Source organism: Luteitalea sp. (genome assembly GCA_009377605.1).
In the GTDB taxonomy this organism is placed as follows: Bacteria; Acidobacteriota; Vicinamibacteria; order Vicinamibacterales; family Vicinamibacteraceae; genus WHTT01.
Genome location: WHTT01000054.1, coordinates 13,657 through 37,521, shown reverse-complemented (window position 1 = coordinate 37,521; position 23,865 = coordinate 13,657). Strand labels below are relative to the sequence as shown.

22 protein-coding genes and 4 pseudogenes are annotated in these 23,865 nt (G+C 64.2%); 16 read left to right on the top strand and 10 right to left on the bottom strand.

Features of this window, described 5'->3' with window-relative positions:
• Positions 1 to 50 precede the first annotated feature (50 nt).
• Positions 51 to 686: a DUF1080 domain-containing protein gene (locus GEV06_17785; protein ID MPZ19747.1), complete on the top strand. Its 636-nt coding sequence runs from the start codon at positions 51 to 53 to the stop codon at positions 684 to 686.
• 235 nt (positions 687 to 921) lie between these two features.
• On the top strand, positions 922 to 1,509 hold the full coding sequence (locus GEV06_17780; GenBank protein ID MPZ19746.1) for a Uma2 family endonuclease: 588 nt from the start codon (positions 922 to 924) through the stop codon (positions 1,507 to 1,509).
• Positions 1,510 to 1,560: 51 nt separating this feature from the next.
• On the opposite strand, the gene GEV06_17775 is transcribed toward GEV06_17780, so the two are convergent.
• Positions 1,561 to 3,153 carry an MFS transporter gene (locus tag GEV06_17775; protein ID MPZ19745.1) on the bottom strand — a complete coding sequence of 531 codons (1,593 nt, stop codon included), beginning with the start codon at positions 3,151 to 3,153 and terminating at the stop codon, positions 1,561 to 1,563.
• Between the two features lie 193 nt (positions 3,154 to 3,346).
• The gene (locus tag GEV06_17770) at positions 3,347 to 5,824 is read right to left on the bottom strand and encodes a DNA polymerase II (GenBank protein ID MPZ19744.1); all 2,478 of its coding nucleotides are present in this window, start codon (positions 5,822 to 5,824) and stop codon (positions 3,347 to 3,349) included.
• A gap of 89 nt (positions 5,825 to 5,913) precedes the next feature.
• Between GEV06_17770 and GEV06_17765 the strand changes: the two genes are divergently transcribed.
• Entirely contained in the window at positions 5,914 to 6,384 is a 471-nt protein-coding gene (locus GEV06_17765; protein MPZ19743.1) for a DUF1772 domain-containing protein, read from the top strand.
• Here the strand turns inward: GEV06_17765 and GEV06_17760 are convergent.
• The 3 genes from GEV06_17760 to GEV06_17750 form a co-directional block, all read right to left on the bottom strand.
• Positions 6,233 to 6,601 carry a hypothetical protein gene (locus GEV06_17760; protein ID MPZ19742.1) on the bottom strand — a complete coding sequence of 123 codons (369 nt, stop codon included), beginning with the start codon at positions 6,599 to 6,601 and terminating at the stop codon, positions 6,233 to 6,235. The genes GEV06_17765 and GEV06_17760 overlap by 152 nt on opposite strands.
• Positions 6,601 to 6,837 (bottom strand): addiction module antitoxin RelB, encoded by a 237-nt coding sequence (locus tag GEV06_17755; protein ID MPZ19741.1) that lies wholly within the window; start codon positions 6,835 to 6,837, stop codon positions 6,601 to 6,603. The genes GEV06_17760 and GEV06_17755 overlap by 1 nt, the downstream gene beginning before the upstream one ends.
• A 67-nt stretch (positions 6,838 to 6,904) precedes the next feature.
• Positions 6,905 to 7,756 carry a TIM barrel protein gene (locus GEV06_17750; GenBank protein MPZ19740.1) on the bottom strand — a complete coding sequence of 284 codons (852 nt, stop codon included), beginning with the start codon at positions 7,754 to 7,756 and terminating at the stop codon, positions 6,905 to 6,907.
• A 183-nt stretch (positions 7,757 to 7,939) separates the two neighbouring features.
• Here GEV06_17750 and GEV06_17745 point away from each other — a divergent pair, with 183 nt between their 5' ends.
• A complete protein-coding gene (locus tag GEV06_17745) occupies positions 7,940 to 10,678 on the top strand; it encodes an FtsX-like permease family protein (protein MPZ19739.1) in 2,739 nt (912 codons plus the stop codon).
• 69 nt (positions 10,679 to 10,747) lie between these two features.
• On the opposite strand, the gene GEV06_17740 is transcribed toward GEV06_17745, so the two are convergent.
• A complete protein-coding gene (locus GEV06_17740) occupies positions 10,748 to 12,166 on the bottom strand; it encodes an ATPase (protein MPZ19738.1) in 1,419 nt (472 codons plus the stop codon).
• Between the two features lie 217 nt (positions 12,167 to 12,383).
• Here GEV06_17740 and GEV06_17735 point away from each other — a divergent pair.
• From GEV06_17735 to GEV06_17715, 5 genes and pseudogenes are all read left to right on the top strand, one after another.
• A pseudogene (locus GEV06_17735) lies at positions 12,384 to 12,482 on the top strand (RNA polymerase subunit sigma-70).
• Between the two features lie 2 nt (positions 12,483 to 12,484).
• A pseudogene (locus GEV06_17730) lies at positions 12,485 to 12,586 on the top strand (DoxX family protein).
• A 51-nt stretch (positions 12,587 to 12,637) separates the two neighbouring features.
• Positions 12,638 to 13,051, top strand: coding sequence for a glyoxalase/bleomycin resistance/extradiol dioxygenase family protein (locus tag GEV06_17725; GenBank protein ID MPZ19737.1), 414 nt, complete (start codon positions 12,638 to 12,640; stop codon positions 13,049 to 13,051).
• Between the two features lie 65 nt (positions 13,052 to 13,116).
• Positions 13,117 to 14,022 (top strand): DUF72 domain-containing protein, encoded by a 906-nt coding sequence (locus GEV06_17720; protein MPZ19736.1) that lies wholly within the window; start codon positions 13,117 to 13,119, stop codon positions 14,020 to 14,022.
• Positions 14,023 to 14,060: 38 nt separating this feature from the next.
• Positions 14,061 to 14,279, top strand: coding sequence for a hypothetical protein (locus GEV06_17715; GenBank protein MPZ19735.1), 219 nt, complete (start codon positions 14,061 to 14,063; stop codon positions 14,277 to 14,279).
• 81 nt (positions 14,280 to 14,360) lie between these two features.
• Here GEV06_17715 and GEV06_17710 read toward each other — a convergent pair whose 3' ends face one another.
• Entirely contained in the window at positions 14,361 to 14,705 is a 345-nt protein-coding gene (locus GEV06_17710; GenBank protein MPZ19734.1) for a PadR family transcriptional regulator, read from the bottom strand.
• Positions 14,706 to 14,948: 243 nt separating this feature from the next.
• Between GEV06_17710 and GEV06_17705 the strand changes: the two genes are divergently transcribed.
• From GEV06_17705 to GEV06_17695, 3 genes are all read left to right on the top strand, one after another.
• On the top strand, positions 14,949 to 15,425 hold the full coding sequence (locus GEV06_17705) for a hypothetical protein (protein ID MPZ19733.1): 477 nt from the start codon (positions 14,949 to 14,951) through the stop codon (positions 15,423 to 15,425).
• A gap of 61 nt (positions 15,426 to 15,486) precedes the next feature.
• Positions 15,487 to 17,016, top strand: coding sequence for a hypothetical protein (locus tag GEV06_17700; protein ID MPZ19732.1), 1,530 nt, complete (start codon positions 15,487 to 15,489; stop codon positions 17,014 to 17,016).
• Positions 17,017 to 17,109: 93 nt separating this feature from the next.
• Entirely contained in the window at positions 17,110 to 18,003 is an 894-nt protein-coding gene (locus GEV06_17695; GenBank protein ID MPZ19731.1) for a hypothetical protein, read from the top strand.
• Between the two features lie 54 nt (positions 18,004 to 18,057).
• Here the strand turns inward: GEV06_17695 and GEV06_17690 are convergent, their stop codons facing one another.
• Complete coding sequence (locus tag GEV06_17690) at positions 18,058 to 18,960, bottom strand: cyclase family protein (GenBank protein ID MPZ19730.1); 903 nt, start codon at positions 18,958 to 18,960, stop codon at positions 18,058 to 18,060.
• Between the two features lie 78 nt (positions 18,961 to 19,038).
• Between GEV06_17690 and GEV06_17685 the strand changes: the two genes are divergently transcribed.
• Positions 19,039 to 19,875 (top strand): SDR family NAD(P)-dependent oxidoreductase, encoded by an 837-nt coding sequence (locus tag GEV06_17685; GenBank protein ID MPZ19729.1) that lies wholly within the window; start codon positions 19,039 to 19,041, stop codon positions 19,873 to 19,875.
• Positions 19,876 to 19,916: 41 nt separating this feature from the next.
• A pseudogene (locus GEV06_17680) lies at positions 19,917 to 20,021 on the top strand (alpha/beta hydrolase).
• 40 nt (positions 20,022 to 20,061) lie between these two features.
• Here the strand turns inward: GEV06_17680 and tsaA are convergent.
• Both tsaA and GEV06_17670 read right to left on the bottom strand, forming a co-directional pair.
• On the bottom strand, positions 20,062 to 20,484 hold the full coding sequence (gene tsaA / locus GEV06_17675; protein MPZ19728.1) for a tRNA (N6-threonylcarbamoyladenosine(37)-N6)-methyltransferase TrmO: 423 nt from the start codon (positions 20,482 to 20,484) through the stop codon (positions 20,062 to 20,064).
• A gap of 82 nt (positions 20,485 to 20,566) precedes the next feature.
• A pseudogene (locus tag GEV06_17670) lies at positions 20,567 to 21,048 on the bottom strand (carboxymuconolactone decarboxylase family protein).
• 401 nt (positions 21,049 to 21,449) lie between these two features.
• On the opposite strand from GEV06_17670, the gene GEV06_17665 reads away from it, so the two are divergent.
• Entirely contained in the window at positions 21,450 to 23,381 is a 1,932-nt protein-coding gene (locus tag GEV06_17665; GenBank protein MPZ19727.1) for an SUMF1/EgtB/PvdO family nonheme iron enzyme, read from the top strand.
• Entirely contained in the window at positions 23,333 to 23,857 is a 525-nt protein-coding gene (locus GEV06_17660) for a hypothetical protein (GenBank protein ID MPZ19726.1), read from the top strand. The genes GEV06_17665 and GEV06_17660 overlap by 49 nt, the downstream gene beginning before the upstream one ends.
• The last annotated feature ends 8 nt before the right edge of the window (positions 23,858 to 23,865 follow it).

Sequence of the window (23,865 nt, the reverse complement as noted above, 5' to 3'; positions counted from 1 at the left end):
TCGTGCACGGCCTTGCGGGGCCTGTTCACACCGTTCACAAGGTTGCTCCAATGAGACCACTGCTCTGCTACGCGATGATGCTGGCTGCGATGCTGACGGCCGGCGCAGTACAACCTCCTGCGAAATCGGTCGCGCTCTTCGACGGCCGCAGCTTCAATGGCTGGGAAGGTGACACCACCAAGACCTGGCGCATCGAGGACGACGCCATCGTCGGCGGCTCGCTGACCGAGACCGTCCCGCGCAACGAGTTCCTCTGCACCACGCGCACCTACACGAATTTCGTGCTGCGCCTCGAGTTCAAGCTGACGGGGACCGGGTTCGTCAACGCAGGCGTGCAGTTTCGCAGCCAGCGGTTGAAAGATCCAGCGCACGAGATGATCGGCTACCAGGCTGATCTGGGCGAGGGCTACTGGGGAAGTCTCTACGATGAATCGCGTCGCAAGAAGACCCTGGCCCAAGCGGATCCCGCGCAGTTGAAGGGCTTGCTGAAGCTGGATGACTGGAACGACTACGAGATTCGGGCTGAAGGCCGTCGGATCAGACTGCGGCTCAACGGCCGGCAAACCGTGGACTACACCGAGCCGGATGAGACGCTCCCACAGTCTGGCCTGATTGGGTTGCAGATCCACGGCGGGGGCAAGGCGCAAGTCTGGTACAAGGACATCACCATCGAAGAGCTGCCTTGATGCCGCGCCTCTGGTGCGCGAGCTGGTCGTCGGCGTGCCCTGAAGCTGCCCTAGTGGGCTGTATCAGGCATTTGTGAAGTGGCTGGCGGAGCGCGGCGCCCGACTGGCCAGGCGCGAGGAGGGAGCATACAGGCGGTATGTGACCGACGAGCAACGCCGCCAGCCGGGATGCCTCGCCCGCCAGGCGCTTTACAAATGCCTGATACAGCCCACTAGCTGTGGTACATTTCTCTCAATGGCTCAAGCCGCCATAGTCGACCAGTTGCTCGGCCCGCTGTTGACCCTCGAGGAGTGGAGCGATCTGCCCGAGGACGTGCCGGGGGAGCTGATCGATGGCCGACTCGTGGAGGAGGAGGTGCCGGATTACCTGCACGAGGTCATCGTCGCATGGCTCACCCGTGAGCTCGGTAACTGGGCGGAAGCGGCTCGGGCAATTGTCGGCGGCTCGGAGGCGAAGTTCGCGCTCTCGGCCACGAGGGGTCGAAAGGCGGATCTGACCGTGTATCTCTCCGGGCGTCGTCCGCCCGCCCGCGGCATCGTTTCCGTCCCCCCGGACATCGCCGTTGAAGTCGTTTCCCCTTCTCCTCGGGATCAGCGCCGTGACCGAAGGGAGAAGATGGACGAGTACGCCAGCTTCGGCATCCGCTTCTACTGGCTCGTCGACCCTCAGCAACGCAGCTTTGAAGTTTATGAAGCGGTAATGGGCGCCTATGTGCGCCGCCTGCAAGTGCAGAGCGGACTCATCCAGGCTTTGCCCGGCTGCCCCGGTCTCAGGCTCGACTTGGACGCGATGTGGGCCAAGGTCGACGCGCTCGAGGGCTAATCGCAGCCAACGCTCTGAAGGCCCCTCGCTGCACATCCTGGAGCCCGCCCGCTAGCAAGAGCCGTCGGCCGCTAGCAACGCTCTGTCGGCTTTCTCAGTCGGCTCGTTTTCTTCTATCGGCTCGCCGCCCAGGCGCGCGTCACGGAGCAAGAACATGGCGAGACACGCGAGGATGAGCGCGACGATGGCGCTGGTGCCGGCGGCCAGTTGGAGGCCGTGGACGAACGCCTCACGTGCACCATCGAGCACCGCCTGCCCGAGTTGGGCCGAGAGCTCTCCGGCGACGGCGACCGCGCCGCCGAGGGTGTCCTTGGCCGCGTCTGCCGCGTCGAGCGGGAGACCAGCCGGGACTGCATCGGTTACCTCGCGGCGGTACACCGCTGTTCCCATGCTGCCCAAGATCGCGATCCCAAGCGCTCCGCCGAGCTCCGAGCCTGTCTCGGAGATCGCCGATACCGCCCCCGCCCGCTCAGGGGGCGCCGTCCCGATGATGAGGTCGTTCGCGAGCGTGAATACAGGTGCGAGACCCAGGGAGAAGACGAAGGATCCGGTGACGAGCAGCGCGAGGCCGGAGGTGCCTTCCACCTGCGTGAGCGCCGCGAAGCCGGCAGCCGCGATCACCAGACCAGCGCCCATTACCAACGACGGGCGAATGCGGCGCACGACGAACGGAGCCAGCATGGAACCGATGATGAAGGCGCCAAACGAGGGCACGGTCCACAAGCCGGCCCTGAGTGGCGAGAGCCCGAGCACCAACTGCAGGTACTGGTAAATGAAGAGAAAGCCTCCGAACATCACGAAGGTCGCGAGCGTGTAAGTGCCGAGTGACGCGCTGAAGGCGGGCACCTTGAACAACCGGAGGTCGATGAGCGGATCGCGCAGCCGGCGCTGTCGCCGCACGAACAGGACACCGAGGGCCAGACCGGCGGCGATCGGCACCGCAGGCAGCCAGGCGAGGCCGTCCTGGGCGACCTGCTTCAGCCCGTAAATCACCGTCAGGACGGCAACCAGCGACAACGCGGCGCTGATGAGATCCAAGCGTCCCGCCTCCGGATCCCGGTACTCTGGAAGCAGCGTGGGCCCTACGACGAGCAGCAACGCCATTACCGGCACCGCCAGCAAGAACACCGAGCCCCACCAGAAGAATTCGAGCAGCATCCCGCCGAGCAGCGGGCCTATCGCGCCGCCCGCCGAGTAGCTGGTAATCCACACGCCGATCGCGACCGAGCGCTGGCGCGGATCGTGGAACATATTGCGGATGAGCGACAGCGTCGACGGCGCGACGGTGGCGCCGGCAAAGCCGAGCACCGCGCGAGCCGCGATCAGCATCTCAGCGCTGGTCGAGAACGCGGCAATCACCGAGGCAACGCCGAACGCGGCAGCACCAATGAGCAGCAGGCGGCGACGGCCGATCCGGTCGCCCAGCGTGCCCATCGTGATGAGCGATCCCGCAACCAGGAAGCCGTAGATGTCGACGATCCAGAGCAACTGAGCGCTCGTCGGCTTGAGGTCCGCGCTCAGGTGCGGCACGGCCAAGTGGAGAACGGTGAGGTCCATGGCGTAGAGGAGGCAGGCGAGCGCGAGCACCGCGAGCCCAATCCACTCGCGGCGGCCTGCTTTCGGCGTATCGATGGTGCTGCTCATCGGAATCTCCCGCGACGAGATTGACGTGACTACCACGCCACTCAATCGCGCGCTCTCTATCTTCCTCTTCGCAGGAAACCATTCTGTGTCTCACACCGGAGGATCGGCTCGTCGCGCCCAGCCAAACTCGAGCGTGCGGCGAGCGGCGGCACCAGCTCTTCTGTATACCGTTGGTGAGCGCACGTCGTCGGCGTCAGCTTGCCTCCGTCTCGTCGAGCGCGTTTCGGCACTCGAGCTGAATAAGCGGCGTCACTCCCTCTTGCTCGGTGAGAAGGGGTGCCGCTAGGTCTGCCGATGCCGCGCCGTCACCGCCGGTCATTCTCGTGAGGAGGATCTCAATCGTTGCGAGCGACGGCGTAAAGAGCGACGGCTGGTCGGGATCGGCAAACACCGCGGCAAAGTCGTCCGGTGAGAAGGCGCGTGCTAGCCGCGCTGCAAAGGTGTCCCGCAACAGCCGCAAGTAATAGTCGACGTCATAGTCGCGACGATCAACGCTCCCGCTCGAAGCGCCATCGTCGTCCGAATCGGCGATCACGCCGCCCTCGCCGGTCTTCGTGCGATAGACCCTGATGCGCTCGCCGACGCTCCACGACCTGCGGCCGGCTGCGAGCAGCGCTTCGTACGAGAGCTCGCGCCGGCTGTCGCGCGTCTCGAGATACTGCTCGGGCGTCTTGACCAAGCGCACGCGCGAGGATACGTCGTATGTTGGGAGCTCGCGGCGTGCCAGCGCCATGAACGTGGCGACGTAGGCCTCGCGGACGCCGACGACGTCACCGACGAGCAGCCGGCCGATTGCGCGACGCAGGAACGCCTCTCCGAACGGCTCTGTACGGCTCGAGCGAAACGCGACGCCACGCAAGAGGAGTGTGCCGTCGTAGGACAGCAGCGCGTAGTTCTTCGGCTCGTGGGACAGCATCGCCTGGTAACGGCCGTCGAGCTCGAGCTGGACGAGCGGCGGTAGAAGCGCGGCGACCTCCGCTACCGCGCGACGCTCGTCCAGCTCGGACCACGTCTCCGGCACCGCAAAATAGACGCCGTCGGTGTCTGCCTCGAGCAGCGTGACTCCGCGCGCGGCGAATTCGCGGCATATCACGTCGAGCACCTCGCGGCCGCGCCGTGTCACTTCGTTCGCCGCGTGGACGTCCGCGAATCGCGTCAAGCTGCCGCCCGCAGCGAGGTAGCCGTACGCGGAGTTGACCACGAGCTTCATCGCCGCTGACATGGCCTCGTGGCTATGGCGCTCTGCCGATCCCACCGGTGCGGCCCGCGCACGCCCCTTCGCGGCGAGCCGCTGCTGGACGAGACGATCGACCAGCGTCAGCATCACGCCGAGCCGGTCACGCGATGGGCCGATTCGGTAGGCGCGCATCAACGACGGATACAGGCTGGCGACATCCGCCTTGACCACGCGCTGCGCCACGCCCGAGGCGAACAGGTGCAGCGCCGCCCCGCTGTGGGGCGTGCCGTCGCCTGGTTGGTGGGCTGGGAGCGCCATCCCAGCGCGCAGATACGCACGCACCAGCAGGGGATCGATCACGCCAGTCGCCGCTCCGGCGTCCGCGAGCCGCTCGTAGCGCCGCGGCGCCATCTGCGCGAGCGCGAACGCCGCACCACCAAGCATGCGCGCCAGCGCCGCAACCTCCTCCACGTCGGCCGCCGCGTATCGCCGTACGCGCGCGGGGTCTCGAAGGTACACGTCGTAGATCAGGTGGCCGGGAATCTGCTCGCGATCCGGCCCCGAGATCCCGAGGTGCCGCGCCACCGTCTTGAGCCCATGCCCCAGCAGGTCGCGCGTAGCAAAGTCGTACTGTCGCACCGCGTCGAGCGTGTCGATGAGCTCGCGACCGGGCGCGACGTACCGCACGCGACGACGCGGGTCCGAGCCGAGCGCAACCCCGCGTCGCGCCGCCCGCTGTCGTAGCTCTGGCCGGCCGGTCCGGCCGAGCCCGAGCGGCACGCCAAGCAGGCGCGCACGTCGATCGAGGAACGGCAGGTCGAACCCGTGGAGATTGTGGTTCTCGATCACGTCGGGATCTGCCGCCTGCACCTTCGCTATGAGTCGGCGGATCAGCTCGGCCTCAGCTGCATCTCCCTCGCCGTGCGCTTCGAGCAGCTCGGTAGATCCCGCCGGATCGTGTACCGCCACCATGAAGATCCGATCCCGATCCGGGTCGAGCCCTGTTGTCTCGAGGTCGAACTGCAACCGGCGCAGTTGGTCGAACGAGAGGTCGCGAAAGTACGTCCGACCTGTGGCCACCAGATATTGCTCCTCCGGCGGCAGCGCAAGCACGCACTCCTTGCCCAGCTCGCGTAAGTGGCCGACGTGCTGGCCGAAGCGCCGTGCAGCGCCCTGCAAGATCGCGGACGTGAGCATCTGTCCATCAGCGGCTCGCACCAGATAACGCAGTGCGCCGTTGCCACTGAGCTCGCGGTAGCTCACGCGGACGCCCGCCCTCCCTTCGTAGCCGAGAGCGGGACCGAGGTGCCGAAGATCGTCGAGTCGATCGAGCAGCAGCCATGGCCGAAATCGCGCCTTCTCGTGAACGAGCTCGCCGGTCTCCGGCATTCGGCGCCACACCTCTACCCGTCCGTCGCTCTCGGCCCAGACCGACACGATTCCCGGCGTGGCATCCCAGCCCCACAGCCACTCATTCTCGATCGAACGCACCACATCGCCTCGTCCACACGAACGCTACCGCACACTGGCGCAAGTCGACAAGGATTTGGAGCATACTCTCCAATGGAAAGGAGCTCGCCAAAGTGATCGACGACTGGCTCTTCGTGCTGACTCTCGTGTCAGCACTCGGCTGCGGTCTCATCGCCGGGGTCTTCTTTGCCTTTTCGACCTTCGTCATGCGGGCCCTTGCACGTCTTCCACCGGCGCAAGGCATCGCCGCGATGCAATCGATCAACATCGTGGTGCTCAATCCATTGTTCCTGAGTGTGCTCTTGGGAACGGCAGCAACATGCCTCGTGACGGCGTTCCTCTCGCTCACGAGGTGGCACACGTCCGGTGCAGGCTATCTGCTCACCGGCGGCTTGCTCTATGTCGTCGGGACCGTGCTCGTGACGCGAGTGTTCAACGTGCCGCGGAACGACGCGCTCGCCGCTGTCGATGCGACGAGCACCGAGGGCGCCAAGGTGTGGGCCAGCTACGTGACGAGCTGGACCGCCTGGAACCACGTGCGGACGGTTGCAAGAATACGAATGCGATTGGGTTTGGCGCGGTAGTACAGGGTAAACGCCAGCGAGATGAGGGCTGAATCACAACGGAACGAACAGACCCGCGTGTGACAGGCGCCGATTCCGGGAATGCGCGAATCTGTTCAACGGCCGCTTTGATCTGTTGTGCAAACTCCAAACCCTTACCGGGGGCGCGGCTCTCGTAGTAGGCTGCGGCAGCCTCAAGCTCTTTCGCCGCGAGAGGGTGAAACACATAGGGCAGCATCACCTGCCGTGACGCGCTTGGATGCGATCAAAGACCTCCTCACCGCGGATGCCCTCTACTTTACCTGACTCCATGTCGGCATCCCGGCGCTCGGCTTCGGCCAGCCAAAGCTCTGCCAACTCGGTCTCGGGCAAGTCGGCCAAACTCTGGACGAGAGAGCGTGCAAGTTGCACTCGTGCATCAGGCTGCAGCTGAAGTGCAGCGCGTGTGATCGACTCGATGGAGCGTGCACTCATGGGTTCAGATTACACTCTTAGAACGCTCTTTACCTAACCCTACGGACCTGGCATGCATGGACTTCAGTTAGCTTCTCATCTTCTTCCAGGTGGCGAGGCAGCGTTCTGCCGTCTCCATCGATGAAAACCGGCTGCCCTCCTGCTCGATCAAGTACTGCTCCACGCCGCCGGTGGCCTCGGCCGCCTTGAAGATCTCGGACCAGGGAGCCACGCCTTCGCCAAACAGCACGTGATACCCCTCGTCTGGTCCCCAATCCTTGCAGTGGATGCTCCGGATGCGACCAGGATTGGCATTGATCCAGGCCACGGGGTCGACCCCGACTTCCACGCAGGTGCCGACGTCCAGTTGCAACACCACATCCTCGGGCGTGCTCGTTGCCAACACGTCCATCGGCCGCGTGTCCTCGCCCTCGAGCGGTCTGAACTCGAGCTGATGATTGTGGAACCCGGCACGCATTCCCAGCGGCTTCAGCTTCTCCGCCGCCGTGGTCAGTCGCTCGGCCACGCCCTTCCACCCGTCCACACCCTCCACGCCGCGCCCGGCGCTCGCCATCGCAATGAGCGTCGACCCCAGGATCTGGTTCAGCTCGATCGCCTTGTCGAGGCCCTCGGCGGTGAACACCTCGGCGCCGTTGTGCGTCGAGGGACAACGGATTCCCAGATCGTCGAGCAGGCTGCGCACTTTCTTCGCATACGCCGGTTCCCACTCGTAGTAAGGGGAGAAGAACTCGACGACCTCGTACCTCATCTTCGCGATGGCGCTCACGGTGCCGAACAGATCTTTCTCGAGCTCATCCCGGACGGAGTAGAGCTCGATGCCAACGGGCACCTGCGCGCGGAGCCGCGCCACGGCGGCCAGCGGCGCGGCCGCCGTCAGCGCCAGAAACGATCGACGGGATACGGAAGCGCGCGATCTCATCGTCACGGTCGAACCCTCCACTGAACAGGCCAAAGGCCAGGCCGTGCCATTCTAGCGGATCGACGCCAGTTCGGCTCGCGCGTCGCTTGGGGCGAGGGCGCTTGACGGAAACGGGCCGCGAGACGCCGAGGCACGCGCCTCGTGACCGGAACCGCATATATTGCATTACCGTATATGGACGTAATGACTATCCGCGACTGGCAACGAGAAGTCAGGGCAAGGCTGCAGGATGCCGGGCTGGATCCTTCGGATGAAGCGGCCGTCGCTGATGAGCTCGCCGACCATCTCCAGGATCGCTACGAGGAGCTGCGGGCACGTGGGCTGGAAGAGGAGGTCGCTACGGACGCGGTCCTAGCCGAGCTGCGCGATCGAGACCTTGCGCCGAGGTTGCGGCAACGACGACGCTCCGGGCAAGCGCCTCCGCCGCCGGGCGCGCCCGCAACGGCCAATCTGCTGGCCGACCTCTGGCGTGACGCGCGCTACGCGGTGCGGACGCTGCGCCGCGCGCCGGGATTCACTGCCATTGTCATGCTGACGCTGGCGTTCGGGATCGGCGCCAATACGACGGTCTTCACCGTGATCAATACGCTGTTCCTCAGCCCCTTGCCAGTGGCGAATGGCTCCGAGCTCGTCATGGTGCGCACGGTCGACACGTCACCGAGCGCCGACGCAGATAACCTTCTGCCGCTCTCACACCTGAATCTGCGCGATCTCGGCGATCGGCAGACGAGCTTCCGAAGCCTCGCGGCTTACTCGGCGCCGCAAGCCGCCACCTGGCTGAACCACGGCTCACCCGAGCGTCTGTTCATCGAGCTGGTCACCGGCAACTATTTCGGGACGCTGGGGCTACGTCCAGTCATCGGCCGCTTCTTTCGACCTGAGGAGGATCGCGTGCCAGGCGCGCATCCGGTCGCGGTGATTGGCTACGGCCCTTGGCAGCATCGCTTTGGCGGCACGCTCGATATCATCGGCCGCGAGATTACCATCAACGGCGTCGCGCTCACGGTCATCGGCGTAGCACCCGAAGGGTTCAAGGGCATCGACGGCGTGTTCGGACCGGATATCTGGATTCCCACGGTGATGGACGAACAGGTGCTGTCCGCCGACAAGCGCCACTGGCTGCGCGACCGCAGCGCGCTGGCCTTCAGCGGTGTGGCGCGTCTCGCGCCTGGGGTCGTTCCGTCCCGCGCCGAGGCCCAGCTACAAACGATCGCACTGGCGCTCGAACGCGAGTATCCGGACGCCAATCGCGGGCGCAGCATCGACGTGCGGCCGCTGACCAGAGCCGCGCTGCTCGGGTCTGGCCAGCAATCCACGCTGATGAGCGGCGCGGTGCTCATGGCCATTCCCGCCCTCGTGCTGCTGATAGCCTGCTCGAACGTGGCGAACCTGCTCCTCGCACGCGCCGTGGGCCGGCGGCAGGAGATAGCCGTGCGGCTGGCTCTCGGGGCGCGTCGGTCCCGACTCGTTCGGCAACTGCTGACCGAGAGCATGCTCCTGGGTGTAACGAGCGGCGCCATCGGCTTTGGGCTGGCCTACGTGGGCTGTCAGTTCCTCTGGTCGTTCCGGCCGCCGGAGTACGCCCAGAATCTCGTCGATCTCGACATGGACATAAGCGTGCTGCTCTTCACGCTCATCGCCTCCGTCGCAACCGGTGTCATCTTTGGAGCCGTTCCGGCCGTGCGCTCGTCTCGCCCTGACATCGTGAGCGCCGTGAAGGAAGAGACGCATGGCGGCAGCCGTCCGCGCCGAGGCGTCGGCCTGGCGGACGTGCTTCTCGTGGGTCAGGTGGCGCTCTCGCTCATCTCTCTCGTCACGGCCGGTCTGCTGCTGCGAAGTATCCAGCAGGCGTACACGATCGATCCTGGTTTCGAGACGTCCGAGCTCGGCGTCGTGATGCTCAGCCCCGGCCAGGCCGGCTACGATCGGCCGCGGAGCGAGCAGTTCTATCGCGACGTCCGGGAGCGCGTGGCCACCATCTCTGGCGTCCGGTCCGTCGCCTGGGCCACGAACCTACCGCTGTTCAACCGTTCTGCGCAGCGCTTGGTCATCGAAGGACGAGAAGATCGCGGGAAGGCAAGCCAAATCCTGACCGTCGTCAACACTATTGATCCTCACTACCTCGCAACAACTGAGGTTGCGCTCACGAGAGGGCGGGCGTTCACGGACCGAGATCGCGAAGAGACGCTCCCAGTCGCAATCATCAACGACACTTTGGCGGCTCAGCACTGGCCAAACGAGGATCCGCTCGGCAAACGCATCAGATTGAATGACGACCCGACGCTTCGTCAGATCGTTGGCGTCGCGGAGACCGTCAATTACGGAAGCCTCGGTGAGGCGCCGCGGCCGGCCGTGTATCTGCCGCTCCGGCAGAACTTCTCGGATGCGATGGTGTTGCACGTGGCCACTATCGGCGCCCCTTCGAGGGTAATGACAACCGTGCAGCGGGAGATACGTCAGGTCGACAATCAGGTCGAGGTCAGCGACGTGCGCACGGGACGCAAGATGATCGGACAAGCGCTGTTCGGCGCCACGATGGGCGTTGGACTGCTGGGCGTGTTCGGGCTGCTGGCGTTGGGATTGGCAAGCCTCGGCCTCTACGGTGTCATGATGTCCATCGTCAATCTGCGGCAGCGTGAAATCGGCGTGCGGATGGCCCTCGGCGCCAGCCGTGTCGACGTGCTGCGGCTGGTGCTTCGTCGCGGGATGGCCCGCGTCATGGTGGGCGTGCTCGTCGGTCTCGCCGCTTCGGCCCTCGTCGGCCAGGCGATCTCACGGCTGCTGTACGACGTGCATCCTGCGGACCCCTTGAGCATGGCCGGGGCCTCGCTCGTGCTGATCATTGTCGCCGTTGTTGCCTGCTATCTACCCGCGTATCGCGCGAGCCGGCTCGATCCGCTGCGCGCCTTGCGGGAAGCGTAGTCCTAGAGCATTTTCTCTGTCGTCTCCTGGCTATCGTCCACCTGTTTGACAGAGGTGGCCAGTGAGACTTCATCGCCACGCCGCGACCAGGTCCGCTGGACCGAAGGCTGCTGCAACGTCCTGCACGGTGAATCCCGAACGGCTGACCACCACGAGTGCCGTCTCGCTCGCGCCGGGCACCCGCGATCGCTGCCCGGCGAGCGCCGCCAGATCGTAGCGATTGAACGGCTTCTGGTCTCGCCACTTGATGGAACCGACGAAGACGACAGAACGCGCTCCAGGCCAGCGGTCCACGCCTACAAGATCCACTTCCTCATTCCCGGTGCGCGTCCAATAGCTCCCCACGACGCCAGTGCCCGCCAGGCGTGGATCATCGGCGGCAATGCGCTCGAGGGATTCTCGTACCAGCGGTTCGACCGCCTTGCCCCGATACTCGACCCACGACTCTTGCACTCGGGCCAGCGCCAGATCGGGACGGCCGCGAGCAATGTCTGCCTGCGCCGGCTCGATGAACCGCAGCCAGAACCGGAGGTAGGAATCAGCCACTCGATACCGCGGCTCCTTCGCCGGTCGGGTTGAAACTGGCAGGTCGGAGGCAATGATCCTCTTATCGTCACGCAGCGTGTGGAGCGAGCGAGCCAAGGATGCCGCTTGGAGGCCGGAACGGTTTGCGATCGTCTTGTTCGTTCGGTCCCCCGCACCAATGGCAGCAAGCACATGGCGGGCCTGGAGCTCCGACCGAAACTCGGCGGCCATCACGTTACGACCGACGACCACGAGGTCGGAATTCTCGTCGGTCAGTTGGTCCCGCAGAAACGTCATCACGTCGCCCACGCCGTGCCACTCCAGGCAGAGGCGCGGGTAGCCGCCCGTGACGAGTTGGGCATCCACCGCCGTGGCGGCGCGTTCGATGCCAGTCATGGCCGCCGTGTCGGCGAGGGTCAAGGGGTTGACGACGATCTCTTTGGCACGCCCGAACAGCGGCCTGTCGTGAGCTGTCAGAGCCTCCATCATCGCCAGATCGGATCCGATGAGGATGAAGAGTACGGGCTTTGCCTCGAACACCCGATCCCAGAGTGTCTGGAGCACCCCCTCGAGCGCCGGGTCCGACTGCGCCAGCCACGGGAACTCGTCGAGCACGACGATGGCTGGGGCGTCGGGCAACGCGGCGTTCACCAGACGCAGTGCCGCGTCCCAACTCTCCAGTCGGACGCCGTTGAACAGGTGGGCTGCAGGCAGCGTGGAGGATCGAGTTGCCTCCGCGGCGAAACGGGCCAGTTCCTCACCCGGTGAGGCAAGGCGAGAGCCAGTGAAAAAGAGCTGCGGCAGGCCGCTCTTCTCTGTGAACTCGGTCACCAGACGGGATTTGCCCGCCTGGCGCCGCCCGCGAACGCTGATCAGCCGGCCGTTACCCTCCCTGATAACGATACGAAGATGCCGCTCCAGCCGCTCGAGATCCGCTTTCCGCCCGACAAACCGACGCTTAATCACTCTATGATACTAACATCAATGTTAGTATCATAGATGTTACTCTTCGTTGGGCCAACGCGAAGCACCAGTCTGGGGGCTCGCGCTGCCCGCACGGCAAGCACTCAGCGTCACTAACCTGCCACGATCCAGAAGGCCCCATGAGGGGCACTGTCGTCATCGCCGCCCTCCGTAAGGCTGTTGACGAATTTCGCGGCGTGGTGCTATCACAACCAGGATGCTAACCGATGTCGCACAGCTCGAGGGCCACCGCTCTGGGCTGCTCGGGCACTGCTACCGGATGTTGGGCTCGGCCGTCGACGCCGAGGACGCCGTCCCCACACGCTGTTCCCGACGTACCTGGCTGCGCTGCTCTGGGCAGGGCTCTGGCTGCGCGACCATCGCCTGCGCGCGCTGCTACCGACGCGTGCGGGAAGATAAGATGCTTGGACGGATCAATAGAGCGAGCCCAACTCACTCATCGAGAGACTCATGGCAGAACAACGTTCCAGAAAGCTCTTCGTCAACCTGCCCGTCCGCGATCTGAAGAAGTCGATGGAATTCTTCTCGAGCCTCGGCTTCGCGTTCAACCCGAAGTTCACGGACGAGAACGCGGCGTGCATGATCGTCAGCGACGAGGCATTCGTGATGCTTCTCGCCGAGCCCTACTTCAAGACGTTTACCAAGCGTGAGCCGTTGGACACGGCCAAGCAGGTCGAAGGGCTCTTCGGGTTTTCGTGCGACGACAAGACGGAAGTGGATGAGGTGGTGAAGAAGGCCATCGCTGCGGGTGGCACGCACGCGATGGATCCGCAGGACCACGGCTTCATGTACGGCTGGAGCTTCTACGACCTCGATGGACATCATTGGGAAGTCTTCTGGATGGATCCGAAAGCGGTCCAGTAGGGCGGGGGGTCTAAAGACCCCTCGCTACGTACTGTGGCCATCAGGGATCCGCTTAGACTAGAAGCATGCCCGAACAGCGTGGCGAGGGCGACGTGCGCATCGGAACCTCGGGGTGGGACTACACGCGGGGCGAGGCGAGCTGGCGCGGTCTGTTTTACCCGTTCCGCCAACCCAAGGGCTTCGATGCGCTCGCCTACTACGCCGATCGTTTCAATACGGTTGAAATCAACAACACCTTCTACCGGCCTGCGACTCAGGAGATCTCCCGCACGTGGGTCGAGCGCACGCCGAACGGCTTTCTCTTCAGCGTCAAGCTGTGGGAGAAGTTCACGCATCCGCGTGAGTTCGCCCGCCGGAACCCGCGACTCGACCCCCAGCTCGGCCCAGCCGACGTCGATGAGGTGCGGCGCGGCCTCGATCCACTCGCAGAGGCCGGCAAGCTTGGCGCGGTGCTGATCCAATATCCGGCGAGCTTCAAGAACACGCCAGAGAATCTTGAATCGCTGGAGTGGCTCTTGCGGACCTTTGGCGCGTATCGCTGCGCCGTGGAGCTGCGTGATCGCACATGGAGCGATGACGTGGCCGCGACGCTGAGGCTGCTCAACGCTCATCACGCGGCGTGGACGCAGATCGATGAGCCGAAGTTTCGGAGCTCGATCAGACAGAATCAGCTCCCGAACATCGAGACGTTCTATTACCTCCGCTTACACGGGCGAAATGCGGCGAAATGGTGGAGGCACGGTAAGGCGTGGGAGCGCTACGACTACCTCTATAGCGAGGGCGAGCTCAACGAGCTCGCGGAAACCCTGGACGCCGTTCGCCGCATCGTGCCCCTCACGTTCGGCTATCTGAACAATCACGCAAACGCGCAGGCGGCCGTGAATGCAGAACAACTGAAGCGCGTGCTCGGTCAGGAACGGGGCGAGTACTCGAAGGAGCTGCTCGATCGCTATCCGCAGCTTGCACGGTGACCCTGTCGCCCGCTTTCCTACAGTGGTGGGATTGAATCATGGCTGTTCGCAAGTGGTCCGTCAGCGTGGAAGAAGAACTTGCATCTCGCGTAGAAGAGCACGTCGGTGACCGTGGCCTGAGCGGGTTTGTCGCACGGGCCGTCGAGCACGAGCTCGAGCGCGACGCTCTCACCAATTACCTCGACGAGCTCGATAACGAGTACGGCAAGCCCTCCGTCGAGTTGATCGAGCACTACGACTCGCTGTGGCCGTCCTGATCCTGGATAGTGAAGCGCTGTCCGCGCTCGCTCGCCCGCATGAGGCCCGCCAGCGCTGCTCTCCCCCGTCGGGCGGCTGGTTCAGGCGTAGCGCAGCACGCGCTGAACGCCGCTGCAGAGCCGCGCCCAGCTCTCTTCCTCGAGCGCGAGCTGCCGTCGGCCCGCCTTGGTGATGACGTAGAAGCGCGCCTGCCGGTTCTTCTCGGTCACGCCCCACTCTGCGCGCAGCCATCCGTCCTGGGCCATGCGGTGAAGGGCAGGATAAAGCGACCCTTCTTCAACGCGCAGCAAGTCGGCTGACACGCGCTGGATGTGCGCGGTGATCGCATACCCGTGCATCCGGTGGCCGTCGGCGAGGGTCCTGAGCACGAGGAGGGCCAGGGTGCCCTGAAGGATGTCGTTCTTTTGTCGCGCCACGTTACACATCCAAGCATGCTAAGCTAGCTATGTCAACAACGTTAGCATATCCTGCCGCAGGCTCTATCCAAGACGCCTGCCCGGCTCGAGCGGTCGCACGCTCGGTGCCGATGGAGGGGGAACGGACGCCTCGGCGAGGCGTCCCTACCTTCCTCCTCTGGCAGGGCGCCGTTGGTCTCGCTAGGCCGTATTCGCGTAGACTCGACGTGGCGCACGCGCGTGGTGGCAGTGAGCCGGAAGTGTGTGAGTCCGATGACCGATCAGCGAGCTCGGGTAGCGGCGTTCGTGTTGGCCGGCGGCATTGCCGCAGGCACGCTCGACATTCTGTACGCCTGGCTCTTCTGGATGTTGAAGGCGGGCGTCTCGATGCAGGGGATCCTGCAATCGGTCGCGGCCGGGCTCCTCGGCAACAGTAGCTTTTCCGGTGGCGGCGCGACCGCGGCACTGGGACTCGCCTTGCACGATCTGATCGCGACGACGATGTCCGTCACGTATTACGTGGTGGCGCGCCGTTGGCCACTGCTCGTCCGACATCCGTACCTCTGCGGTGCCGGGTATGGGCTCCTGCTCTACGGGATCATGAACTACATCGTCGTGCCGCTCTCCGCAGCGGGTCCCGGATCGACGGACCCGTTATGGGTTACGCTCAGCATCGCGGTGCACATGCTCCTGATCGGAATCCCAATCGCCCTTGCAACGGCGCGTGCATCCCGATTGACGGGTTCGTGAATAGCATCGTGTCGTGTCTGCCGGGCTCGATTCCATCATTCACCATCCATGAGGCACCGCCGTGCTGAGGCCAACCTCGAAGCCGCCGTCTTGGATCGCCAACGCGCTCCTGGCCTCCTCCATTTCTCTTCTCCTCTTCTTCTCCTCGATCAAGGTGGATGCCGAGCCCTTCGCCGCCGATGGGCTCGAGAACATGACAGCTGTCTACAACCTATTGAAGCATTCCACGTTCTCCACCGAGCCCTACTATGTCTATTGGCTCAATCCGCACCACAGCGAAGCCGCGGTGCGCCCCAACATGTACCGGGAGCCCGTGCCCATTGCTGTTGCGGCCGTCGCCGCCGCTGTGTTTGGAGACGAGGAGCTGTCCACATTGCCCTTGTCCAGGTTCAACAGCAAGGGCAGCAGGTTCGTTCGTATCGTCAAGATCGTCAATTGCCTTTGGCTTGCTCTGAGCTTGGTCCTCGTCTATTACTCCCTGTTGTTCTTTACCGGTAACCACTACCTCTCCCTTGCTGCCTCGCTATTCCCTGGGGTGTACGTCGTCTCGAGTGGCAGCATGGATGAATCCGTGAACTGGTTCATGTCGGAGGTCCAAGGGGGCGCGCTCATTCTCGCGTCGAGTCTCTGTCTCGCAAGGGCCGTGCAGGATCAGCGCAAGGCCTCGTTCGCCCTGGCGGGCCTGAGCCTTGGCCTGGCCAGCTTGACCAAGAGCATTCTTCTCTTCGCGTATCCGTTGATTCTCTTGTCCCTTGGCGGCTACGCCGTGGCCGCACGGCTTGGCCGCGCGAGCATCCCTGGCCTCGCCGTATTTTCAGCCGTGTTCCTTGCAGTCGTGGGCCCTTGGATGGCCAGAAACTATGCCCATTTCGACCGCTGGGCGATTGCATCGAGAGGCGGCGTCGCCCTCTATGCGAGGTCGGTTGTCAACGATATCGCGAACGGCAAGCTCCATGCCGCGTTGTATTGGTACAGCCCCGACATGCTGCGGCCTGCTGTTGGGAAGGCTGCCGGCATAAGTGATGATGACTTTGGTATCAATGGCCGTTACGAGATGATCAATCGTGATCACAGAGTAGGGGTCGATAACGAGAAGATCTGGGACGGCGATCCCTCGTCGACACGGAGCTACTTTGGTGACATCTTCGCCGAGTACAGGCGTCGACTCCTCGTCGTCAATCAGCGTGGCGGCGAAGACGACCCGGTTACCGTGGTGGATGCTCAGCTCTACGATCGCGCGAGAAACACGATTCTCGGCGACCTCGTGGATCACGTCAAAGCAACGCCTCTGTTTGCCTATCGGGGCATGTGGAACGACGTCCTGCCGCCCGTGATGATGTTGTTGGTGTGGATCTTGTTCGGCAGCTACGTCTGCCTGGCGGCGGCCAAGAGAGCGCTGACAGATTTAGCGTTCGTGATTATTCCCGCGGCCGTCTATCTGATGTTGTCCCTGACGACATTGTTCATCGACAGGTACTCAATCATCCTCACGTGGAATGCGTACGCTGCAAGCGTTGTCATGGGTTACCGGCTCTTTGAATCGCTGCTCACAGCGAGGCGCGAGTCGCAGCCCCTTGCCGACACCGGATGAGCGTGCGCACCTCAGACCACTCAACGACGGTAGGCTCATTGGACGCACAGCGTGCTGCGCTCGTTGTCGTCTCTTCGGACCGAGAATAACGTGATGGAATTGTTTTGTGGCCTTCGCATGTGCAATCTGCATGGACTCGTGCCGGCACGAGCCCGGCACAACGTTTGCGCCAGATCTCATCTCACTCTCTGGAGTCTGCGGCGTGTCGCCTTGCGGTTGGGTTTCTTCCTTATGTTCGCAGCCGCCGTTGGCGCAACCAGGGCCAGCGCGCAGGAGCACGTTCGGCTGGTCGTCCTCATCTCCGCGAATGCCGAGTGGGCCCCGACGAAGGCAGTGCTCGCGCCACAGAAGGTAGAACGCTCACCGTACGGGGAGTTCTTTACGCACGTTGTCGCGGGCGAGCCGGTGCTCTTCATGCACGGCGGCTGGGGAAAGATTGACGCGGCCGCGTCAGCAGAATACGCCATTTCACGGTGGCAGCCGAAGGTCGTGATCAACCTCGGCACCTGTGGCGGGATAGAAGGACGCATTCAACGCGGCGACCGCCTGCTGGTGACACGTACAGTCGTCTACGACATTCACGAAGCCATGGGTGACGCGTCCGAGGCTGTCGACGCTTACTCAACGGATATCGATCTGAAGTGGCTTGGACACGATCGGTTTCCCGTGCGCGTCAGGCGAACAATGCTGCTCTCCGGCGATCGCGACCTCGTGCCTGCCGCCTTGCCCGACCTGCTGCGGCGCTTCCCCGACGCGTCCGCCGCCGACTGGGAATCCGGCGCGATCGCACGGGTCGCCGACCGCCGCCAGACCCGGCTCCTCATCCTTCGCGCCGTTTCCGACCTCGTCGGCCCAACGCGCGGCGAAGCGATGCACAATCTGCCAGCCTTTCAAGACAGCGCCACCCGGATCATGCGGCTTCTGTTGGATGACCTGCGATCCTTCGTGCCGTACATACTCACGCGGCTCGCGACGTCGGGCCATTGACCGCCGCTGTTACATAGCCCGGACGCCAGAGGGCGCCGACGATCATCGCGCCGCTCATGGTTCGAGACGTGCGTACGCCCGCACGGGAAAGCTCCCCATGCCGGCCACTCTTGGCGGCGCCGCGGTGAAGCGGAACCCAGATGTCGGCAGCGCCGACATGCCTGTCATGTGCTCCACGATTGGGATCCCGGCGCCCAGCAGGACTGAGTGCACCGGCCGCGTGCCGCCGGAGGTGTCGTCGACATTCAGCGAATCGATGCCCACCAGCGCCGCGCCATTGTCGCGGAGATACAGCGCCGCCTTCTCGGTCAGAAACGGATGTCCCTCGAAGTAGCGGTCAGTACGCCAGTGGGTATCCCAACCCGTGTGGACGAGCACGGCGTATCCCTTGATTTCGCTGGCGGCAAAGACCGTCCAGTCGATGGCGCGCCAGGTCATCCCAGTCACGCGGACCACTGTGCCGGGTAAATCAGCCATCCGCTCGAGCGCCACGCGAGACAGGTCTTCGCCGTCGTGATAACGGTGATACGGCACATCCACGTAAGTGCCAGTGTTGGCGACCATGTCGATGCGTGCGATGTTGAACTGCGTGCCCTCGTCGTAGTGCGTGCGCGAATCGTCGAACGACATGTGGTCGCAGACGAGCGGAGCGGGCAAGCCGCGATACGTGATCATGCCGCTCTCGATCGTGTGGCTGAGGTCCACTATCCGAGGCGTGGCCCATTCCGCGATGTCCTGCTTCGGCGCGGCGCGCTTGTGCGGCTCCTCGATGATCCGCTTGTTCAGAATGCGGACCTCGCCGACCATCAGCAGGCGCAGGTCCCGCACGACGAGCGCGGCCAGTTCCTGGTCACCGATGTCCTGGCCGTGGATGTCGAGCCGGAACTGCTGGCCTTGGAGGCCACCACCGTTGACGAAATCGATCTCGAAGTCAAACAGTACGCGTCGTTGGCTCACGGTTCGCTCCACGAGGGACTGTACATGAGAGTGGTTACGCTATGTTGAGTGTAGCGTGGGACGCGGACGGAGGTTCGTATGAAGACATTGGAAGGAAAGACCGCCCTTGTTACCGGCGGGACAGACGGTGTTGGCCGGCTGGTCGCGCAGCGGCTCGGCGCCGCCGGGGCGCGAGTGTTGGTGCACGGTCGCAATGCCCCGCGCGGCGAAGAAGTGGTAGCTCGGATCCAAGCGCGCGGCGGCAGCGCCACGTTTCTCCCTGCAAACCTCGCGTCGCTCGCGGCGGTGCGGGAACTGGCCGAGGCCGTGCAGCAGGAAACCGATCGGCTCGCGCTCCTCATCAACAATGCTGGCGTCGGCTCGGGCCGCCACGGTGCGCCACGCGAGACGAGCGCCGATGGCCACGAGCTGCGCTTTGCCGTCAACTATCTCTCGGGCTTCCTTCTGACGCGTGTTCTCCTGCCGGTCATGATGGCCGAGGCTTCCAGCCGCATCGTCAACGTAGCGTCTGTCGGCCAGCACCCCATAGATTTCGACGACGTGATGCTGATCCATGGCTATGACGGCATGCGCGCGTACGCCCAGAGCAAGCTCGCACAGATCATGTTCACGTTCGACCTCGCAGACGAGCTCGACGGAAGCGGCATCACGGCAAACTGCCTGCACCCGGCGACCTTCATGAACACAACCATGGTGCGTGAAGCCGGCGTGTCGCCCTGGAGCACGGTCGAGGAAGGCGCTGATGCCATCCTGAATCTCGCCGTCTCGCCGACGCTCGAGGGTCGGACCGGTCTGTATTTCGATGGCCTCCGGGAGTCGCGTGCGAATGACCAAGCCTACGATAGCAAGGCGCGCCAGCGCCTCCGCGATCTCAGCCTGCGGCTCACCGGGCCCCGTTCGAGACCCGGCGCATGACAGGTGCACAATGCGGAAAAGGTCTTCGTCGGCAGACGGTCGAGGACAAGAAGCTGTTCTGGATCGAGGGCACTACCCGGCGCTGGGACGGGTACGACTATTTCCCCGAGCATCCTGAGCAGATGCTCGAGTGGTTCAACAGGTAGATGAGTTAACCGTTTTCGGGCGCGCAGCTGGCCGTCGCGCTTACGAATCATTCAACCGGTGGAGAACGGGCTTGATGTCGATAACGGGCGTCTTGTTGATCGCTTCGAGACCTTGCACGTGCAGCCAGCCTGTGGGCTCCACCTGCAGAACCGCGACACGGTGGAGCCCTACAGGATTCGGGCGATCCGAGGAACGAGTCGCAAAGACGCCCGTTTGTGGGCGGGTTTCATCATCGCGGGGATGGACCCTCAGCACGTCTCGCTGTGCTTCGTGCAACCATGTAAGAACGATGATCGTGCTGCCGACGGTGATCCCTTCGAGGCCTGCGACGAACTTTGGAAAGATTTCCAGCCGAGCATCTGGGGCTCCCTCGGAACCCTGCTTGGGCGCCTGGTGACGCTGACTGAGCTCGGAGTGAACCCGTCCGATCGGAAGAACGTCGTAGCCGCCTGTGGTCTTCATATTCGTCCTCTCGCCATTGGAAGCGACGCCTCGAATGGGCCGTGCAAGCTGCATTGGGCGGGGCGATCACGCGTGCGCGCGATCACCGCGCTGCCCACTGCTGGTCAACGACGACGCTATCTTCCCACTTTCCGCCCGCCATCTGCCTGGTGGTAACGTTGAGGCGATTGAACACGTTGGTGGTCGCGATCGAGAGGATCAAGGCCGCAAGCGCCCGCTCGTCGTAATGCCGTGCGGCCTCGCTCCAGATCAGGTCCGGTACCGGATCAGCTCGATCGCTGAGTCGGGTAACGGCCTCGGTGAGTGACAGCGCGGCGCGCTCGGCGTCGGTGAAGTAGGGCGTCTCCCGCCAGGCCGCCACCGCGAAGAGGCGCTCGTCGGACTCGTCGGCCTGCCTGGCGGCGCGTGTGCCCCAGTCGACGCAGAAGCTGCAGCCATTGATCTGGCTCGCGCGCAGGTGCACGAGCTCGAGCGTCGTCGGCGGCACGCCGCCCTTTCCGTGGCCGACTTCAGGGCCAGGATGGCCTGCATCGCGCCAGGAAGAATCGCGGCTGGGTTCTTCATTCATCAATGGAGCTCCGGGCGCCGTGTGGGCTCCGGGCGGACAGCCGCGCGTGGCGTTCGCCTTCACGATCGCGCGCGGCAAGATCGTTTCGATCGATATTCTCGCTGACCCCGAGCGCCTTGGCCAGCTCGACCTGGAGTTGCTCGACGAGTGAACGGGACGCCGACGGCTCGATTCACCGCAGCACGCCGACGGCTCGACTCACCGCAGCAGGTCTTTCTCGGCCTTCAGGCGGACGAGCGGACGATGTAGTGTCCGGAGACATAACTGGAATATACAGTCATTTATCGGAATTAGTATTTGACACATGAAAACTAATCATCTATCGTCGACTTCCTGAGCAAGCTCGTCGAGGCGCAGCGTCCGTAGCGTGATCGCGGTCGCAGGGACACCTCTCGCGATGATGAAATGTCCCACAGCTAGGAGACGACTGCTGGTCGCGGCCCTCGCGGCCATCCTGGTGGCAGCGACGACGGGCCTTCGGCCCGCCGACGAGCCGCTGGAGCCGTTCTTCGAGAACTCGATCGACGTGCGGATGGTCCGGATCCCCGCCGGGACCTTTCGCATGGGTAGTACGCGACCGACCGACCATCGCGTTCTCGGGCAGTCGTGGTACCGCACGCACGGAGACTACGACGAGACGCCCGTGCACGATGTCAGGATCTCGCGCGACTTCTACATCTCGGAGACCGAGATCACCGTTGGTCGATTTCAAGAGTTCCGCCAGGAATATCACGATGCCGGTCGCTATTCACCGGCCGTGACCGGCATTTCGTACGACGAAGCCACAGCGTTCTGCCGGTGGCTGAGCGGCCGCGAGGGGCGACCCTACCGGCTGCCCACCGAGGCCGAATGGGAGTACGTGGCGCGCGCCGGCTCGGCGTCGCACTTCTCCAGCGGCGACACGCCACCAAGCCACGGCGAAGCCAACGCGCTCGGCGTGAAGAACATGCATACCGGCGCGCTCGAGTGGGTGGCCGACTGGTACGGCCCGTATCGTCCCGAGTCGCAGGTCGACCCAGTGGGACCGGCCAGCGGCTGGGGGCGCGTCGTGCGAGGTGGTGGACCGCAGGGGCCACGCGGCAATCGGCCGCACGGCCTCCTGCCCTACTATCGTCGATCCGCCAATCGCGCCAGCGCGCCGCTGCACTACCGCGGTATGCATCCCATCGGCTTCAGGATCGTGATGGGTGAGCTGCCTCGCACACCGCCTTATCCCGCTCGCCAACCGTTCTCGCTCGAGCTCGTCAAACAGCGGAATGCGCACGTAGATGCCGGACCGCCGGCCGACCAGCCGTGGTTCCGGCGGCGACCGTTGTTGGCCGTGCCGCCGGAGAACATGATGCCCGATGCCGTCAAGGCCTCGGGCCTCGATCCTGGGCTCGGCGGACACAACCATTCGGCCGGCGTGACCGTCACGCCAAACGGCGACCTGTTGGTCGTGACCTTCACCGCGGCTACGCAGCAGGCCGAGTATCGCCCCGGCAACGCGTTCGTGGTGACCCGCCGCCGCTTCGGCAGCGAGCAATGGGACGTGCCAAGCGTTTTCATGGACTTCGCCGACGTGCAGGACGCCTCCGCCCTTCTCTGGACGGACGATGACACCGTGCACTTCTTCGGCGGCGGTGTCGGCCTCACCGGTGTGCCGTTTCGATGGACGTCATCCACCGACTCCGGCGCGACGTGGAGCCCTGTCCGGCTGCCGTTGTTCGATCCGCCGCTTCGCGGCTACTCGCCCCAACCCATCAGCACGGCGTTCCGGACGGCTGACGGCACGATGCACGTGCCCATCGATGGCGTAGGGGGACAATCGCTCCTCCTTGCAAGCCGTGACGAAGGGCGCACATGGTACGACGTCGGAGCGGGACACGGCACGCGCGGACGACACACGCTGTATGTCGTGCTCGACGATGGCAGCTTGTTCGCGCTCGGCGGCAAGGACACGGACATCGATGGCTTCATGCCGCAGTTCAGATCCACCGACGGCGGCAAGAGCTGGAAGGAGCGCAAGTCTCCATTTCCGGCGCTGGCGAGCCACCAGCGGCCCGCCCTCGTGCGGTTGAGGAGCGGACGCTTGTTCGTCGCGTCCGACTGGCAAGACCGTGATGGCCGGCTGGCGTCACCGCGCGCGGCGCCTTCGTTGCGCTCTCAGACGACGATGGCAAGAGCTGGCACATCAAGACGCTGCAGCACGCTCTGCCGCACGAGGCTGCCGTCTTCAAGGATCGAGATCCGGACGACTGGGCGCGCTTCTACCACTCCAGCCCAACACTTGGATACGCCGTGGCCACGCAGGCGCCCAACGGGCCGATTCACCTCATCACGAGCATGACGCATCCGTCCCAAAAGCTCGAGATGAACGAGGCTTGGATACTCTCAGATCTGCCGGACGTAGATACCGCTGGCGCCGCGCTCACCGGGCCGGCGATACGAGGCGAGCAACGTTATCCACGTGGAGCGACCCGAGCGACGTGGAGTGCACGCCGAACCGCGAATGGCCGATACCTGCTGGACGGTACCGAGAGGTGGTTCTATCCAGGCGGCGCGCGGCATTACCAGGTGACGTACCGCCAGGGTAAGAAGGTTGGTCTCGAGCGGTACTGGGCTTCCGACGGCACGCTTGTCTGGGAATGGGAGCGCAAGGCGGACGGATACGGGCTCTGGACGCAGTATTGGCCTGACGGCGGGCGCAAGCACCGATCCGAATGGCGCGACACTGTCTGCCATGGGCAAGCGACGGCCTGGACACCGTCGGGCGAGATCGCGGGCGAGTGGCGCTTCAACGAGGGAGATCTCGTGCGTCCATGAGAGACCGA